The sequence below is a fragment of the Streptomyces sp. CA2R106 genome (genome assembly GCF_037034245.1).
Lineage (GTDB): Bacteria > Actinomycetota > Actinomycetes > Streptomycetales > Streptomycetaceae > Actinacidiphila.
The window spans coordinates 282,487-296,861 of sequence record NZ_JBAGKC010000002.1 but is presented as its reverse complement, the minus strand read 5'-3'; the positions used below and the strand labels follow the sequence as shown (position 1 = coordinate 296,861).

The window sequence follows — 14,375 nt, the reverse complement described above, 5'->3', positions numbered from 1 at the left end:
TCCCATGTGCCGACCGAACCCCGCCTCGGCCGACTCCCTACACGCGGCCCCGGTGCCGAAACCGCTCACGAGGGCGTCCAGGGCTTCCGGCTGTCAACCTCCCACTACGCTCAGCAGGGGCATCCGTGCGCCTGCGCGCTCACCCGTACGCGTCACCCGGACCACGGCTGCCGGGCGCGCGCAGCCTGCCGTACGACCGGCTCGGACCGGCCGGTGCCAGCACCTTGATCATCCGCACCGTGCCCTGCCCGAGATCGGCGTTGAGCCGCGCCACCAGTGTCGGAGCGAGCAGCCGCAACTGGGTCGCCCACGCCGTCGAGTCGCACTGCACGGTCAGCACCCGCTCGTCCTCGTCGTACCGCTCCGGCGCGCAGTGCAGCGCCACCTCCGGCCCGACCAGCTGCGGCCAGCGGCCCATCACCCCGCCGACCGCGGCCGGCGCCTCCCAGCCGCGCTCGGTGATCAGCCGGTTGATCGCCGCGCCCAGCGGCAGCGGGTCGCGGCCGTCCGCCCGGGCGCCGCTGCGCAGCCCGCCCCGGCGGGCCTGCTTCTTCTGCACCGCCGCCGCGCCCCTGGCCCGCGCCTGCTCCTTCGCCGCCCGCAGCGCCACCCGGGCGAGGTCCACCCCCGAGGCGCCGCCTGCCGCCGGCTGTTCCCCTCCGCCCGGCGCCGCGCCCTCCTGCCGGGGTACGGCTCCGGCGCCGTCCTCCTGCCGGGCCCGTGCCCGCTCGCCCTCGCTCATGCCCGCTGCACCGTTCCGTTCTGCACCGCGAAGCGCGTGCCCGCCAGCACGCCCGGCACGTCGTCGTCGACCGCGGCCGTCACCAGCACCTGCTCGCCGGGCGCGACGAGTTCGGCCAGCCGCTCCCGGCGCCGGGTGTCCAGCTCGGCGAACACGTCGTCCAGCACCAGCACCGGCTCCCGCCCGTCGGAGCAGAGCAGTTGGTACGACGCCAGCCGCAGCGCGAGCGCGTACGACCACGACTCGCCGTGGCTGGCGTAGCCCTTCGCCGGGAGCGGGCCGAGCTTGAGCACCAGGTCGTCGCGGTGCGGTCCGACCAGGGTCACACCGCGCTCGATCTCCTGCTTGCGGGCCTCGCCGAGCGCCTCCAGCAGCCGCCCGTACAGGTCCTCGCGGCCGGTCGCGCCGGCCATCCTCTCGTCGCCGATCGAGCCGCGGTACTCCAGCCCGACCGGGCCGCCGCCGGGCGCGAGCTGCTCGTACGCCTTGTCGGCCAGCGGCTGGAGCGCGGCGACCAGGTCGAGCCGCTGGGCGAGCAGTTCGGCGCCGGCGCGGGCCAGGTGCTGGTCCCACACGTCCAGGGTGGACAGGTCGGCGCCGCCGGTCCGGCCCGCGCTGCCCGCGGCCGCCCGGCTGCCGTGCCGGCGGGCCAGCGCGGCGGACTTCAGCAGGGTGTTGCGCTGCTTGAGCACCCGCTCGTAGTCGGAGCGGACCCCGGCCAGCCGGGGCGCGCGGGCGGTGACCAGCTCGTCGAGGAAGCGCCGCCGCTCGCCGGGGTCGCCCTTGACCAGCGCCAGGTCCTCCGGGGCGAACAGCACGCTGCGCAGGATGCCCAGTACGTCCCGCGGCCGGACTTGCGAGGAGCGGTTGATCCGGGCCCGGTTGGCGCGGCCCGGGTTGATCTCCAGTTCGACCAGCTGCTGCCGGTCGCCCTGCACCACCTGGGCGCGGACCACCGAGCGCTCCGCGCCGAGCCGTACCAGGGGCGCGTCCGCGGCGACCCGGTGGCTGCCGAGGGTGGCCAGATAGCCGACCGCCTCGACCAGATTGGTCTTGCCCTGCCCGTTGGGCCCGACGAAGACCGTGACGCCCGGGTCGAGAGGGACCTCGGCCCGGGCGTAGGAGCGGAAGTCGGCGAGCGAAAGGTGCGCTACGTGCATCTCGTGCTGTGGCGCCCGATGCGCCGACCTCCCTGCTGTGACGTGCGGTACGAGAACCGCCGCGCGGCCTACTCGGCCGCGGTGACCGCGTGGCCGCCGAACTCGTTGCGCAGCGCGGCGATCATCTTCATCTGCGGCGAGTCGTCCTGGCGGGACGAGAACCGGGCGAAGAGGGACGCGGTGATCGCGGGCAGCGGCACCGCGTTGTCGATCGCGGCCTCCACGGTCCAGCGGCCCTCACCGGAGTCGTCCGCGTAGCCGCGGAGGTTCTCCAGGTGCTCGCTCTTGTCGAGCGCGTCCACGGCCAGGTCGAGCAGCCAGGAGCGGATCACCGTACCCGACTTCCAGGAGCGGAAGACCTCGCGGACGTCGGTGACCGAGTCCACCGCCTCCAGCAGCTCCCAGCCCTCGGCGTACGCCTGCATCATCGCGTACTCGATGCCGTTGTGGACCATCTTGGCGAAGTGGCCGGCGCCGACCTTGCCGGCGTGCACCGAGCCGGAGTCGCCCTCGGGCTTGAGCGCGTCGAAGATCGGCTGCGCCTTGGCGACGTCCTCCGCGGTGCCGCCGTACATCAGCGCGTAGCCGTTGGCGAGGCCCCACACGCCGCCGGAGACGCCGCAGTCGACGAAGCCGATGCCCTTGGCGGCCAGCTGCTCGGCGTGCTTCTCGTCGTCGGTCCAGCGGGAGTTGCCGCCGTCGACCACCAGGTCGCCGGGCGAGAGCAGCTCGCCCAGTTCGTCGATGGTGGACTGGGTGGCCTTGCCGGCGGGGACCATCACCCACACCACGCGCGGACCCTGGAGCGAGTCCACAAGTTCCTTGAGGCTGTGGACATCGGCGAGGTCCGGGTTCCGGTCGTACCCGATGACGGTGTGGCCGGCGCGGCGGATGCGCTCGCGCATGTTGCCGCCCATCTTGCCGAGACCGATGAGACCGAGCTCCATCACTGACCCTTCGTTCGAAGCATTCGACGCGTAACGCATGGCGCGTGACCGCGGTACCCGGCGGGACTGCCTGAGCCCGGCCCGGTCCGACCACGAGCCTACGTCGCCCCGCGGTCCGGGCTTCAGCCGGACAGGCGCACCGGCATGATCAGGTACTTGTACGCCTCGTCGGCCTCGGCGTCGACGGCCGGTCGGCCGCTGAGCAGGGCCGGCTTCGTGGAGGTCGTGAAGGACAGCTGGGCGGCCGGGGAGTCGATCGCGCTGAGGCCGTCGAGCAGGAAGGTCGGGTTGAAGGCGATCGAGATGTCGTCGCCGTCGAGCTTGGCCTCGACCCTTTCCACAGCCTGTGCGTCGTCGCTGGAACCGGCCTCCAGGGTGAGCACACCCTGCTCGAAGCTCAGCCGCACCGGGGTGTTGCGCTCGGCGACCAGGGCGACGCGCTTGACCGCCTCGACCAGGGGCGCGGTCTCGATCACCGCGACCGAGGCGAACTCGGTGGGGAACAGGGTGCGGTACTTCGGCAGGTCGCCCTCGAGCAGCCGGGTGGTGGTGCGGCGGCCCGCGCCCTCGAAGCCGATCAGCCCCTCGCCCTCACCGGCGCCGGCCAGGGCGATGGAGACGGTGTCGCCGCTGGTGAGCGACTTGGCGGTGTCCTGGAGGGTCTTGGCGGGCACCAGGGCGACCGCGGAGATGTCGGCCTGCTCCGGCTTCCACAGGAACTCGCGGACCGCGAAGCGGTAGCGGTCGGTGGCGGCCAGCGTGACGGTGTCGCCCTCGATCTCGATCCGCACACCGGTGAGCACCGGCAGCGTGTCGTCGCGCCCGGCGGCGATGGCGACCTGGGCGGCGGCGGCGGCGAAGACCTCACCGGGGACGGTGCCCGAGGCGGTGGGCATCGCGGGCAGCGCCGGGTACTCCTCGACGGGGAGGGTGTGGAGGGTGAAGCGGGAACTGCCGCAGACCACGGTGACCCGCACGCCGTCGGTGGAGATCTCCACGGGGCGGTTGGGCAGCGCCCTGGAGATGTCGGCGAGCAGCCGGCCGGAGACCAGCACGGTGCCCTCCTCGTCGACCTCCGCCTCGACCGAGACCCGCGCCGAGACCTCGTAGTCGAAGCCGGAGAGGCTGAGCTTGCCCTCCTCGGCCTTGAGCAGCAGCCCGGCGAGCACGGGCACCGGGGGACGGGCCGGGAGGCTGCGGGCTGCCCAAGCCACTGCCTCGGCGAGTACGTCGCGCTCCACCCGGATCTTCACCGGAACCGCCTCCTGCTTGTTGCTGGCTGTCGGGGACCAGTCTGACGCACAGGACTGACAGCAGGTGCGGCTTGGCGTCAAGCCGTGATCCGAGCGGCGGGGCGGCACCGGCCCGAGTTGTGCACAGCCCCCGCTTCGAAACGACTTCCCAGCTCTCTAGGTGTAGTCGTAGTAGTAGGGGGTGTGGATACCGTGGATAACCGGTTCCTGTGCAGGTCAGGGGCGGTTTTTTATCCACCGGGCCTGTGGGTGACGCCGGTGGATAACCAGGGGCGGCTGTGGACGGCGGAAAGTTGTGCACACCCCATACACAGGGCACCCCGACTTGTCCCCAGCTCCATCCCCAGGAATACCCGGGTTCTCCCCAGGCCAACCCACCCCCTTGGTGTGACGGCTTTCACTCGTTCGTGCCCCTAACCGTGTTGCGTTGCCGAACAGTGGACAGAGATGTGGAGAAGCGGCCCGAACCTGTGTACAACCCAGGGCATCCTGTGGGTAGGCGGTGGACAACTCCTCGACCCAGGTGCACCGTTGCCCGTTTCATCCACAGTCTGTGGATATGGGTTACCCACATTTCCACATGCGGCTGAGCTGGGCCGATGTCCCTTGCGGCAGCCGGCCTGTGGAGACGAATCTGGACAACTCCGGTGTGCACAGGCTGTGGACGACGCTTCGTCCACCTTCCTGTGGAAAAACGGATCTCTGCCGGGCGTAATCGAACAGCGGGAAACGGCGAGTGCCCCGGGAGCAGGGCTCCCGGGGCACTCGTGGGTGGGTGCGCGGACGGCGTGTGCGGCTTTTTCGGCGCGCTGAGGACCGCTCGTACGGCGCGCGGCCGGTCCCGCGTCAGCTCTTGATGCGGTTGGTCAGCTCCGTCACCTGGTTGTAGATGGAGCGCCGTTCGGCCATCAGCGAGCGGATCTTGCGGTCGGCGTGCATGACCGTCGTGTGGTCGCGGCCCCCGAAGAGCGCGCCGATCTTCGGTAGCGACAGGTCGGTCAGCTCGCGGCACAGGTACATCGCGATCTGCCGCGCGGTGACCAGTACCCGGCTGCGGGAGGAGCCGGACAGGTCGTCCACCGCGAGCCCGAAGTACGCGGCCGTCTCCGCCATGATCGCGGTGCCGCTGATCTCCGGCACCGAGTCGTCGCCGCCCGGGATCAGGTCCTTGAGCACGATCTCGGTGAGCTGGAGGTCGACCGGCTGCCGGTTGAGGCTGGCGAAGGCGGTGACCCGGATCAGCGCGCCCTCCAGCTCGCGGATGTTGCGCGAGATCCGCGAGGCGATGAACTCCAGTACCTCCGGCGGGGCGTTGAGCTGCTCCTGCACCGCCTTCTTCCGCAGGATCGCGATCCGCGTCTCCAGCTCCGGCGGCTGGACGTCGGTGATCAGGCCCCACTCGAACCGGTTGCGCAGCCGGTCCTCCAGGGTGACCAACTGCTTGGGCGGCCGGTCGGAGGAGAGCACGATCTGCTTGTTGGCGTTGTGCAGGGTGTTGAAGGTGTGGAAGAACTCCTCCTGCGTCGACTCCTTCTGTGCCAGGAACTGGATGTCGTCGACGAGCAGGATGTCCATGTCCCGGTACCGCTTGCGGAACGCGTCCGCCTTGCCGTCCCGGATGGAGTTGATGAACTCGTTGGTGAACTCCTCCGAGCTGACGTACCGCACCCGGGTGCCGGGATACAGGCTGCGGGCGTAGTGCCCGATCGCGTGCAGCAGGTGCGTCTTGCCGAGGCCGGACTCCCCGTAGATGAAGAGCGGGTTGTACGCCTTGGCGGGCGCCTCGGCGACGGCGACCGCGGCCGCGTGCGCGAAGCGGTTGGACGCGCCGATCACGAAGGTGTCGAAGAGGTACTTCGGGTTCAGCCGGGCGGTCGGCTCCACCGCGCCGTTGCTGCCGCCGGAGCCGCTCCCGCCGCCCGGCTGCTCGCTGCGCGCGGCCGGCACCACGGGCGCCTGCTGGTAGGCGGCCGGCGGTGGGACGTACGTCTGCGGACCGGGGCGGCCCTGGGGCTGGTGCCCCTGGTGCGGCACGTTCGGGTAGGAGTCGCGCGGCTCCGGCAGATAGCGCCGCTCCTCGAACGGCTCCGGGCGGCTGTCGTACGACTCGGACCGGCCGCCGTCGTAGCCGTCCCGGGGGGAGCGGCGCTCGTCGTAGGCATCGCGGCGCACCTCGTACGGCTCGCGGTCCTGGAAGTCGACGGGGGCGGGCACGCCCCAGCTGCCGAGCTTGGGCTGCTGCCAGTCCTGGTGCTCGTCGGGGTAGGCGGGGCGCATCCGCAGTTCGTGCGGGTCGCGGGCGCCGAGGGGGTCCCGACTGTCGCGGCCGTCTCTGCTGTCTCGACTGTCGTGCGGGCGGTCCGCGCGCGGGTCGCGCTCCTCGGCGGGCTCGGCCGGGGGCGGCTGCTCCTGGTCGCCGCCCGAGGCCACCGCGATCGCGATGCCGACCGAGTGACCGAACTCACTGCTGAGCACCTTGGTGATCAGGGGCAGCAGCCGTCCCTCGAGCACGTTCTTGGCGAACTCGTTGGGCGCGGAGAGCACCGCGGTGCCGGCGACCAGGGCCAGCGGCTGGGTGCGCTGCAACCACTCCGTGTCCTTGGGCTTCAGCTCGCTGTCCATCAGCAGCTTCTGCAGCACCCGTGGCCACACTGCGGCAAGATCGGCAGTCACGTCGGCCACAGTGCACGCTCTCTCGGGTCGCTCGGGTGGTGCGGAGAACTCCCGCGAAAGTGTGAACCTCCGGAAGGGGCGGGGAGTGGAGGAAGTTCGCTACCTGGATGGGTCCGGAGTCCAGTCACGGTAGTCAGGCCAGTGTGCGCGGTTCAAGTCGTTGTCCACAGGCTGTGTACAAACCTCGGGGTGTCGCAGGCCGGGTTTGACCGGATGGCCTAGCCGCACGTACCGTATCGAGGTCGAGTTGTCGATGGCTGCTGCCGCCTGCCTACCGATGGGCGAAGATCTTCCGGGAGTCTCAGGCCTCCGGGTGGTTGTCAAAGCGGTACACCCGATCAGTCCGCGAGCTTCCTCGTGGGCGCACGGTGACAGCCAGGCGACGCACCGCTGCCGTCCCGATCCTCTGGAGCCCCCGAGTGAGCAAGCGCACCTTCCAGCCGAACAACCGTCGCCGCGCCAAGACCCACGGCTTCCGTCTGCGTATGCGTACCCGTGCCGGCCGCGCGATCCTTTCGACCCGCCGCGCCAAGGGCCGCGCCCGCCTGTCCGCCTGATTGCCACAGGTCTCATGCCGTGCTGCCCACCGAGAATCGGCTGAGGCGGCGCCAGGACTTCGGCGAAGCGGTTCGCCGGGGACGCCGGGCGGGTCGCCCGCTACTGGTCGTCCATCTGCGCCGCGACGCCACGGACCCGCACACGCCAGGGGGAGACGCTCCCCCGGCGCGTGCGGGTTTCGTCGTAAGCAAAGCCGTCGGCAACGCCGTGCAGCGCAACCTGGTCAGGCGCCGACTGCGTCATCTGGTGCGGGAGCGTCTGTCGCTGCTGCCCCCCGGTAGCCTTGTGGTAGTACGCGCGCTCCCCGACGCGGGGAGCGCGGACCACGCACAGCTAGCCCTCGACCTGGACGCCGCGCTCCAGCGGTTGCTGGGCCGTGACGCCCGTGGCGACGCCGAGGGGAGGGTGGCTCGATGAAGTACCCGCTGCTGGCACTGATCAAGATCTACCAGTGGACGATCAGTCCGCTGCTCGGACCGGTGTGCCGCTACTACCCCTCCTGCTCGCACTACGGCTACACGGCCATCGACCGGCACGGTGCGATCAAGGGGACCGGGTTGACCGTGTGGCGCATCCTGCGCTGCAACCCCTGGTCGCCGGGTGGCGTGGACCACGTCCCGCCGCGTAAGCGACCGCGATGGCACGAACTGCTGCGCCGCTACCTGCGGGGCGGCTCCGACGGGCCCGTCACGCCCGAGCCCACCGGACCCTCTCACGCCCAAGGAGCCTGACCGTGGGGATCTTGAACCCCCTCTATGACGCCGTTTCGTGGATCATCGTCCAGTTCCACTCGCTGTACAGCCTGGTATTCGACAAGGACAGCGGTTGGGCGTGGGGTCTGTCCATCGTCTCCCTGGTGGTCCTGATCCGGACGGCCCTGATCCCGCTCTTCGTGAAGCAGATCAAGTCCACCCGGAACATGCAGGTGCTCCAGCCGAAGATGAAGGCGATCCAGGAGCGCTACAAGAACGACCGGCAGAAGCAGTCCGAGGAGATGATGAAGCTGTACAAGGAGACGGGTACCAACCCGCTCTCCTCGTGCCTGCCGATCCTGATCCAGTCGCCGTTCTTCTTCGCCCTGTACCACGTGCTCAGCAACGTGGCGAAGGGCCACGAGGTGGGCGTGATCCACAGCAACCTCGTGGAGAGCGCGAGCAAGGCGCACATCTTCGGCGCCCCGCTGCCGGCGAAGTTCCTCGACAGCACCGCCACCCTGGCGCACCTGCACACCAGCCACGCCGAGGTGCGCACGGTCACGATCATCATGATCGTGCTGATGTCGTTCTCGCAGTTCTACACGCAGCGCCAGCTGATGACGAAGAACGTGGACATGTCGGTGAACACGCCGTTCATGCAGCAGCAGAAGATGCTGATGTACGTGTTCCCGCTGATCTTCGCGGGCTTCGGCATCATCGCTCCCGTCGGTGTGCTGCTGTACTGGCTGACCACCAACGTCTGGACCATGGCGCAGCAGCTCGTCGTCATCCGCCGCAACCCCACCCCGGGCAGCCTCGCGTTCAAGCAGCGGCAGGAGCGGCTGCGGGCCAAGGGCAAGCTGGTGGAGCCGCCGGAGGAGATCAAGGCGAAGGAAGCGGTCGAGCAGGCGCGCGCCAACCGCACCCAGCCGAAGCGGCAGAGCAAGTCCCAGCGGACCTCCGGTGGCACCGCCACCAGTACCCGTAGCGGCGGTGGTGCCGGGACGGCCACAGGGGCTTCCGGCGGCGCCGGTGACTCCGGTGGCGCCGGCCGCTCCGGCGGTGCGAAGGCGGCTGGTGGCTCCGGGGGCTCCGGCGGTGCGAAGCAGTCCGGTGGCAAGCAGTCCGGTGGCGGCAAGGGCGCGCCCCGCGCGGGTGCTCCTCGGGCCGGTGCGCCCCGCGCGGGCAGCACCAAGCAAGGCGGCGGCGCTTCGGGCAAGCAGTCCGGTGGCGCGAAGCCCAAGCCGGGCAACCTGTCGAAGAAGAAGTAAGAGGAGAGTCCAGGCGTGAGCGACGTCAACACGACCACGGCACCCGACGCCGGTCCGGCCGGCCTGACCCGGCTGGAGCAGGAAGGCGAGATCGCGGCGGACTACCTCGAGGGCCTGCTCGACATCGCCGACCTCGACGGCGACATCGACATGGATGTCGAGGGCGAGCGCGCGTCGGTGTCGATCATCGGTGACAGCGGCACCCGTGATCTGAACAAGCTGGTCGGGCGGGACGGCGAGGTCCTGGAGGCGCTCCAGGAGCTGACCCGGCTCGCGGTGCACCGGGAGACCGGTGAGCGCAGCCGGCTGATGCTCGACATCGCAGGGTTCCGGGCTCAGAAGCGGGCCGAGCTGGCGAAGCTCGGCGCGAGCGCGGCAGCCGAGGTCAAGCAGACCGGCGAGCCGGTGAAGCTGGACCCGATGACGCCGTTCGAGCGCAAGGTCGTGCACGACGCGGTCGCCGCGGCCGGGCTGCGCAGCGAGTCCGAGGGCGAGGAGCCGCAGCGCCGCGTCGTCGTCCTGCCCGCGTAGCATCCCGACCGACCCGCCGCGCACGCGCGCGTGACCAACCCGTCGGCCCCGTCTGTTCGCAGACGGGGCCGAACCTTGTAACTCTGATGGTGTACGTCTGCCTTCCGAGCGCTTGGGCGACCAAGGCGCGGACTTCGAGGAAAGGACCGCCTCCGTGACCGAGGCAGCAGCGGAGCTTCCCGCGCCGCCCGAGCAGGCCAGAGAGGTCTTCGGCGATCGCTTCGACGACGCGCTGCGCTATGCCGGGCTGCTGGCGGACGTGGGTGTCCAGCGCGGCTTGATCGGCCCACGCGAGGTGCCCCGGCTGTGGGAGCGGCACCTGCTGAACTGCGCGGTGCTCTCCGAAGTGATCGACGAGGGGGTGTCGGTCTGCGACGTCGGGTCCGGCGCCGGGCTGCCCGGCATCCCGCTGGCGCTGGTGCGGCCGGACCTGGAGATCACCCTGCTGGAGCCGCTGCTGCGGCGGACCACCTTCCTCGACGAGGTGGTCAGGGTGCTCGGTCTGGAGAACGTCACGGTGGTCCGGGGTCGGGCGGAGGAGATGGTCGGCCTGCTGCCGACGGTGGATGTGGTGACGGCCCGTGCGGTGGCGCCGCTGGAGCGGCTGGCCGGGTGGGGGCTGCCGCTGCTGCGCCCGCACGGCGAGATGGCCGTGCTCAAGGGCGACACCGCCGAGGAGGAGCTGAAGACGGCCCGGGCGGCACTGGGCCGGCTCGGCGCGGTGGGCGCGAGCGTGGTGCAGGTCGGCGAGGGCATCGTCGATCCGCTCTCCACCGTGGTCCGGGTCCAGGTCGGGGAGAGCCCCGGTGGGGTGCGGGCTGCGAGTCGGCGGGCCAAGGCAGCGCGCGCACATCGCGCCTCACGCAACGGAGGCGGCGGACGCCGCCGGCGCTGACGTCGCCCGCTCGGACCGGCTTTCTACGCCATCCAACCGGCCAAAACCGCACGATCCGGAGTGTCTGCGGAGTTGGCGTCGTACCGCTGTGCATCGTGTTCCACGTGAAACGTCGCTCGCTGCTCCCCGGAGTTCTCAACCGTGGCCGTGCCGCGGCCGAAGCGCACGCCACCAAACCGGTGAAGAAGGCCCCGACTGTGGACGGTTCCCGGGATTTATCCACAGGCAGCCGGGGCTCGCTGGTTCAGCACCCCTCGGGCATGGCAGGCTCTTCTCATAGCGAGCCTGAAGTCGAGGAGAGTGAGTCCTTGCGGTCCGACGCCAACATCGCGGGGCCGATGGCCGATCCGGTCCCCGGTCCCCGCTCAGCTGAAACCGCCGGAGGACCCCTGTCCGGGCCCCCGGGGTACGGGAGCGGTGTTTCACGTGAAACATTGCCTCCCATGGATGACACCCCCATCGGGCGCGCGGCCCAGTTGGCCGTGGAAGCGCTCGGTCGCGCCGGTGAGGGGCTGCCCCGGCCCGCCCAGACCCGGGTGATGGTCGTCGCCAACCAGAAGGGCGGGGTGGGGAAGACCACTACCACCGTCAACCTGGCGGCCTCCCTCGCCCTGCACGGCGGGCGGGTCCTGGTGATCGACCTCGATCCGCAGGGCAATGCCTCCACCGCCCTCGGCATCGACCACCACGCCGAAGTCCCCTCGATTTACGACGTGTTGGTGGAGAGCAAGCCGCTCTCCGACGTCGTGGTCCCGGTCGCCGATGTCGAAGGGCTCTTCTGCGCCCCCGCCACCATCGACCTGGCGGGCGCGGAGATCGAACTCGTCTCCCTGGTCGCGCGCGAGAGCCGGTTGCAGCGGGCGATCGAGGGCTACGAACAGCCGCTGGACTATGTGCTGATCGACTGCCCGCCCTCTCTCGGCCTGCTCACGGTGAACGCCCTCGTGGCCGGCGCCGAGGTGGTCATCCCGATCCAGTGCGAGTACTACGCGCTGGAGGGCCTGGGCCAGCTCCTGAAGAACGTCGATCTGGTCCGTGCCCACCTCAACCCGAGGCTGCACGTCTCCACGATCCTGCTGACGATGTACGACGGCCGGACCCGGCTGGCCGCCCAGGTCGCCGAGGAGGTGCGCACCCACTTCGGCAAGGAGGTGCTGCGCACCAGCATCCCGCGATCGGTGCGTATCTCGGAGGCCCCCAGCTACGGCCAGACCGTGCTCACCTACGATCCGGGTTCCAGCGGCGCTCTCTCCTACCTGGAGGCGGCCCGCGAGATGGCCCTGCGGGGCCTGCCCGGCAACGTCACGGTCGAGTACGACCCGGAACAGCACCAAGAGCACAACCCGCACAGCATGTCGGAGGGGATCCAGTGAGTGATCGACGCAGAGGGCTCGGCCGCGGTCTTGGCGCGCTGATCCCGGCGGCGCCGCAGCCGGCCAGTGCCGCACCCGCGAGCCAGCCTGTGCTGGTACCGGACCGCGGGGTCGCTGCGGCCAAGGTGGCCGGGTTGACCGACCGCCGAGCGGCGGAGAGCGTGCCCGCACCCGTGGACATCCCTGTTTCACGTGGAACAGAACCGGATGTGTCCGGGGTGGAGGTGCCGGTCACCGGTGCCTACTTCGCTGAACTCGCGCTGGACACCATCACCCCGAACCCGCGGCAGCCGAGGGAGGTCTTCGACGAGGACGCCCTCAATGAACTCATCACCTCCATCAAGGAGGTGGGCCTGCTCCAGCCGGTGGTGGTGCGGCAGATCGACACCGGCCGCTATGAGCTGATCATGGGCGAGCGCCGGTGGCGGGCCTGCCGGGAGGCGGGTCTCGAGCGCATCCCGGCGATCGTCCGGGCCACCGACGACGAGAAGCTGCTGCTCGACGCCCTGCTGGAGAATCTGCACCGGGCCCAGCTGAACCCGCTGGAGGAGGCCGCGGCGTACGACCAGCTGCTGCGGGACTTCGCCTGCACCCATGAGCAGTTGGCCGACCGGATCGGCCGCTCCCGTTCCCAGGTCTCCAACACGCTGCGCCTGCTGAAGCTGTCGGCGCCGGTGCAGCGCAGGGTCGCCGCCGGGGTGATCTCCTTCGGCCACGCCCGGGCGCTGCTCTCGCTGGAGGACGCCGAGGAGCAGGACCGGCTGGCCCACCGGATCGTCGCCGAGGGACTGTCGGTGCGCGCGGTCGAGGAGATCGTGACGCTGGCGAACAGCGGTCCCACGAGCACCCGTAAGGCCGCCGCACCGCGGGCAGGCCGTCGGGTCTCCCCGGCACTGACCCATCTGGCCACCCGGCTTTCCGACCGCTTCGACACCCGGGTGAAGGTCGACCTTGGTCAAAAGCGCGGAAAGATCGTCGTGGAGTTCGCGTCGATAGAGGATCTGGAGCGCATCCTGGGATCGATGGCCCCCGGCGAGGGCAAGGTCCTGGAGAACCGGCTGGAGGCCGAAGCCGAGGACGGTGACGAAGCCGAGGACAGCGCCGAGTGACCTGTCGGCACCCCGGCAGGGCGCGCCGGGGTGCCGACAGGCTGGTCGGCTGACAGGAACGGGGTCTTTCGCCAGATGGGACGTCGGCTCGCACCGCTCACGCTCGACAACCTCACCGACCTTCCCATGCCGTGCCGGCGCTGCGTCTTCTGGGAGCTCGACCCGGTCAGCGGTGAAGCGGCCGTCAAGGCGGGCCGCCCCGCGTTGGAGAAGGAGTCCTGGATCTCCGCGGTGCTGCTGGAGTGGGGCTCCTGCGGACGTCTGGTCTACGTGGACGAGATGCCGGCCGGCTTCGTGCTCTACGCTCCTGCCGCTTACGTGCCCCGCTCCACCGCCTTCCCCACCAGTCCGGTGTCCGGTGACGCCGTCCAGCTGATGACCTCCCGGGTGATTCCCGGGTACCAGGGGCAGGGGCTCGGCCGGGTGCTGGTGCAGACCGTCGCCAAGGATCTGGTCCGCCGGGGTTTTCGGGCCATCGAGGCGTTCGGCGACGCGACATGGGAGTCTCCCGACTGCGTGCTGCCGGCCGACCATCTGACCGCGGTCGGCTTCAAGACGGTACGGCCGCATCCGCGCTTCCCCCGACTGCGGCTGGAACTGCGCACCGCGCTCTCCTGGCGGGAGGACGTCGAGATGGCGATCGACCGCCTGCTGGGGGCTGTGCAGAAGGAGCCGGCGCTACGGCCGCTCTGATCGCTCCGCGGACAACGAGAACGGCGGCGGTCGTGTTCCACGTGGAACACGACCGCCGCCGTTGTCCTACCGGCCGACCGGCCTGGCGAAGGTCAGCCGATGAAGTCGGACAGGTCCTTCACCAGGGCGCCCTTCGGCTTGGCACCGACGATGGTCTTGACGACCTCGCCGCCCTTGTAGACGTTCAGCGTCGGGATCGACATGACGCCGTACTTGGCGGCCGTCACCGGGTTCTCGTCGATGTTGAGCTTCACGATGGTGATGGCGTCCGCGTGCTCCGCGGCGATTGCCTCGAGCGACGGGGCGATCTGGCGGCACGGGCCGCACCACTCGGCCCAGAAGTCGACCAGCACGGGCTTGTCGCTGGCGAGGACCTCCTGCGCGAAGGTTGCGTCGGTCACGGGCTTGGGCTTGGTGCTGCCCGCGGTGTTCTCGGCCACGGTGGGCCTCCTCAGTTTCGGGTGCGGATGGAGGG

The 14,375-nt window shown here is 70.4% G+C and carries 15 protein-coding genes; 9 read left to right on the top strand and 6 right to left on the bottom strand.

Going from position 1 to position 14,375, the window contains the following annotated elements; all coding sequences use genetic code 11:
- Window positions 1-139: 139 nt before the first annotated feature.
- From WA788_RS04465 to dnaA, 5 genes are all read right to left on the bottom strand, one after another.
- Window positions 140-742 carry a DUF721 domain-containing protein gene (locus tag WA788_RS04465; RefSeq protein WP_335971825.1) on the bottom strand — a complete coding sequence of 201 codons (603 nt, stop codon included), beginning with the start codon at window positions 740-742 and terminating at the stop codon, window positions 140-142.
- On the bottom strand, window positions 739-1,902 hold the full coding sequence (gene recF, locus WA788_RS04460; RefSeq protein WP_335971822.1) for a DNA replication/repair protein RecF: 1,164 nt from the start codon (window positions 1,900-1,902) through the stop codon (window positions 739-741). Before recF ends, WA788_RS04465 begins: the two co-directional genes overlap by 4 nt.
- 68 nt (window positions 1,903-1,970) lie before the next feature.
- Complete coding sequence (gnd, locus tag WA788_RS04455; RefSeq protein WP_335971820.1) at window positions 1,971-2,888, bottom strand: phosphogluconate dehydrogenase (NAD(+)-dependent, decarboxylating); 918 nt, start codon at window positions 2,886-2,888, stop codon at window positions 1,971-1,973.
- A gap of 83 nt (window positions 2,889-2,971) precedes the next feature.
- A complete protein-coding gene (dnaN, locus tag WA788_RS04450) occupies window positions 2,972-4,102 on the bottom strand; it encodes a DNA polymerase III subunit beta (protein WP_335971817.1) in 1,131 nt (376 codons plus the stop codon).
- A gap of 846 nt (window positions 4,103-4,948) precedes the next feature.
- Complete coding sequence (dnaA, locus tag WA788_RS04445) at window positions 4,949-6,784, bottom strand: chromosomal replication initiator protein DnaA (protein ID WP_335971815.1); 1,836 nt, start codon at window positions 6,782-6,784, stop codon at window positions 4,949-4,951.
- Window positions 6,785-7,194: 410 nt separating this feature from the next.
- Here dnaA and rpmH point away from each other — a divergent pair, with 410 nt between their 5' ends.
- The 9 genes from rpmH to WA788_RS04400 all read left to right on the top strand — a co-directional run bounded on the left by rpmH (window position 7,195) and on the right by WA788_RS04400 (window position 13,900).
- Window positions 7,195-7,332: a 50S ribosomal protein L34 gene (rpmH, locus tag WA788_RS04440; protein ID WP_123606641.1), complete on the top strand. Its 138-nt coding sequence runs from the start codon at window positions 7,195-7,197 to the stop codon at window positions 7,330-7,332.
- A gap of 19 nt (window positions 7,333-7,351) precedes the next feature.
- Complete coding sequence (rnpA, locus tag WA788_RS04435) at window positions 7,352-7,750, top strand: ribonuclease P protein component (RefSeq protein ID WP_335971809.1); 399 nt, start codon at window positions 7,352-7,354, stop codon at window positions 7,748-7,750.
- The gene (gene yidD / locus WA788_RS04430; RefSeq protein ID WP_335971807.1) at window positions 7,747-8,064 is read left to right on the top strand and encodes a membrane protein insertion efficiency factor YidD; all 318 of its coding nucleotides are present in this window, start codon (window positions 7,747-7,749) and stop codon (window positions 8,062-8,064) included. The genes rnpA and yidD overlap by 4 nt, the downstream gene beginning before the upstream one ends.
- Window positions 8,065-8,066: 2 nt before the next feature.
- A complete protein-coding gene (yidC, locus tag WA788_RS04425; protein WP_335971804.1) occupies window positions 8,067-9,299 on the top strand; it encodes a membrane protein insertase YidC in 1,233 nt (410 codons plus the stop codon).
- A gap of 15 nt (window positions 9,300-9,314) precedes the next feature.
- The gene (locus WA788_RS04420) at window positions 9,315-9,830 is read left to right on the top strand and encodes a Jag family protein (protein ID WP_335971802.1); all 516 of its coding nucleotides are present in this window, start codon (window positions 9,315-9,317) and stop codon (window positions 9,828-9,830) included.
- Between the two features lie 154 nt (window positions 9,831-9,984).
- Window positions 9,985-10,725: a 16S rRNA (guanine(527)-N(7))-methyltransferase RsmG gene (gene rsmG, locus WA788_RS04415; RefSeq protein WP_335971801.1), complete on the top strand. Its 741-nt coding sequence runs from the start codon at window positions 9,985-9,987 to the stop codon at window positions 10,723-10,725.
- A gap of 260 nt (window positions 10,726-10,985) precedes the next feature.
- On the top strand, window positions 10,986-12,098 hold the full coding sequence (locus WA788_RS04410) for a ParA family protein (protein ID WP_335971799.1): 1,113 nt from the start codon (window positions 10,986-10,988) through the stop codon (window positions 12,096-12,098).
- Window positions 12,095-13,207 (top strand): ParB/RepB/Spo0J family partition protein, encoded by a 1,113-nt coding sequence (locus WA788_RS04405; RefSeq protein ID WP_335971797.1) that lies wholly within the window; start codon window positions 12,095-12,097, stop codon window positions 13,205-13,207. Before WA788_RS04410 ends, WA788_RS04405 begins: the two co-directional genes overlap by 4 nt.
- A gap of 75 nt (window positions 13,208-13,282) precedes the next feature.
- Window positions 13,283-13,900 (top strand): GNAT family N-acetyltransferase, encoded by a 618-nt coding sequence (locus WA788_RS04400; RefSeq protein ID WP_335971796.1) that lies wholly within the window; start codon window positions 13,283-13,285, stop codon window positions 13,898-13,900.
- A gap of 92 nt (window positions 13,901-13,992) precedes the next feature.
- On the opposite strand, the gene trxA is transcribed toward WA788_RS04400, so the two are convergent.
- Window positions 13,993-14,340: a thioredoxin gene (trxA, locus tag WA788_RS04395; RefSeq protein ID WP_335971794.1), complete on the bottom strand. Its 348-nt coding sequence runs from the start codon at window positions 14,338-14,340 to the stop codon at window positions 13,993-13,995.
- Window positions 14,341-14,375 lie beyond the last annotated feature (35 nt).

Bases quoted from the DNA above. Each gene is read 5' to 3' on its own strand.
- WA788_RS04465 (WP_335971825.1), bottom strand. From the start codon at position 742: ATGAGCGAGGGCGAGCGGGCACGGGCCCGGCAGGAGGACGGCGCCGGA.
- recF (WP_335971822.1), bottom strand. From the start codon at position 1,902: ATGCACGTAGCGCACCTTTCGCTCGCCGACTTCCGCTCCTACGCCCGG.
- gnd (WP_335971820.1), bottom strand. From the start codon at position 2,888: ATGCGTTACGCGTCGAATGCTTCGAACGAAGGGTCAGTGATGGAGCTC.
- yidD (WP_335971807.1), top strand. From the start codon at position 7,747: ATGAAGTACCCGCTGCTGGCACTGATCAAGATCTACCAGTGGACGATC.
- WA788_RS04410 (WP_335971799.1), top strand. From the start codon at position 10,986: ATGGCAGGCTCTTCTCATAGCGAGCCTGAAGTCGAGGAGAGTGAGTCC.
- WA788_RS04400 (WP_335971796.1), top strand. From the start codon at position 13,283: ATGGGACGTCGGCTCGCACCGCTCACGCTCGACAACCTCACCGACCTT.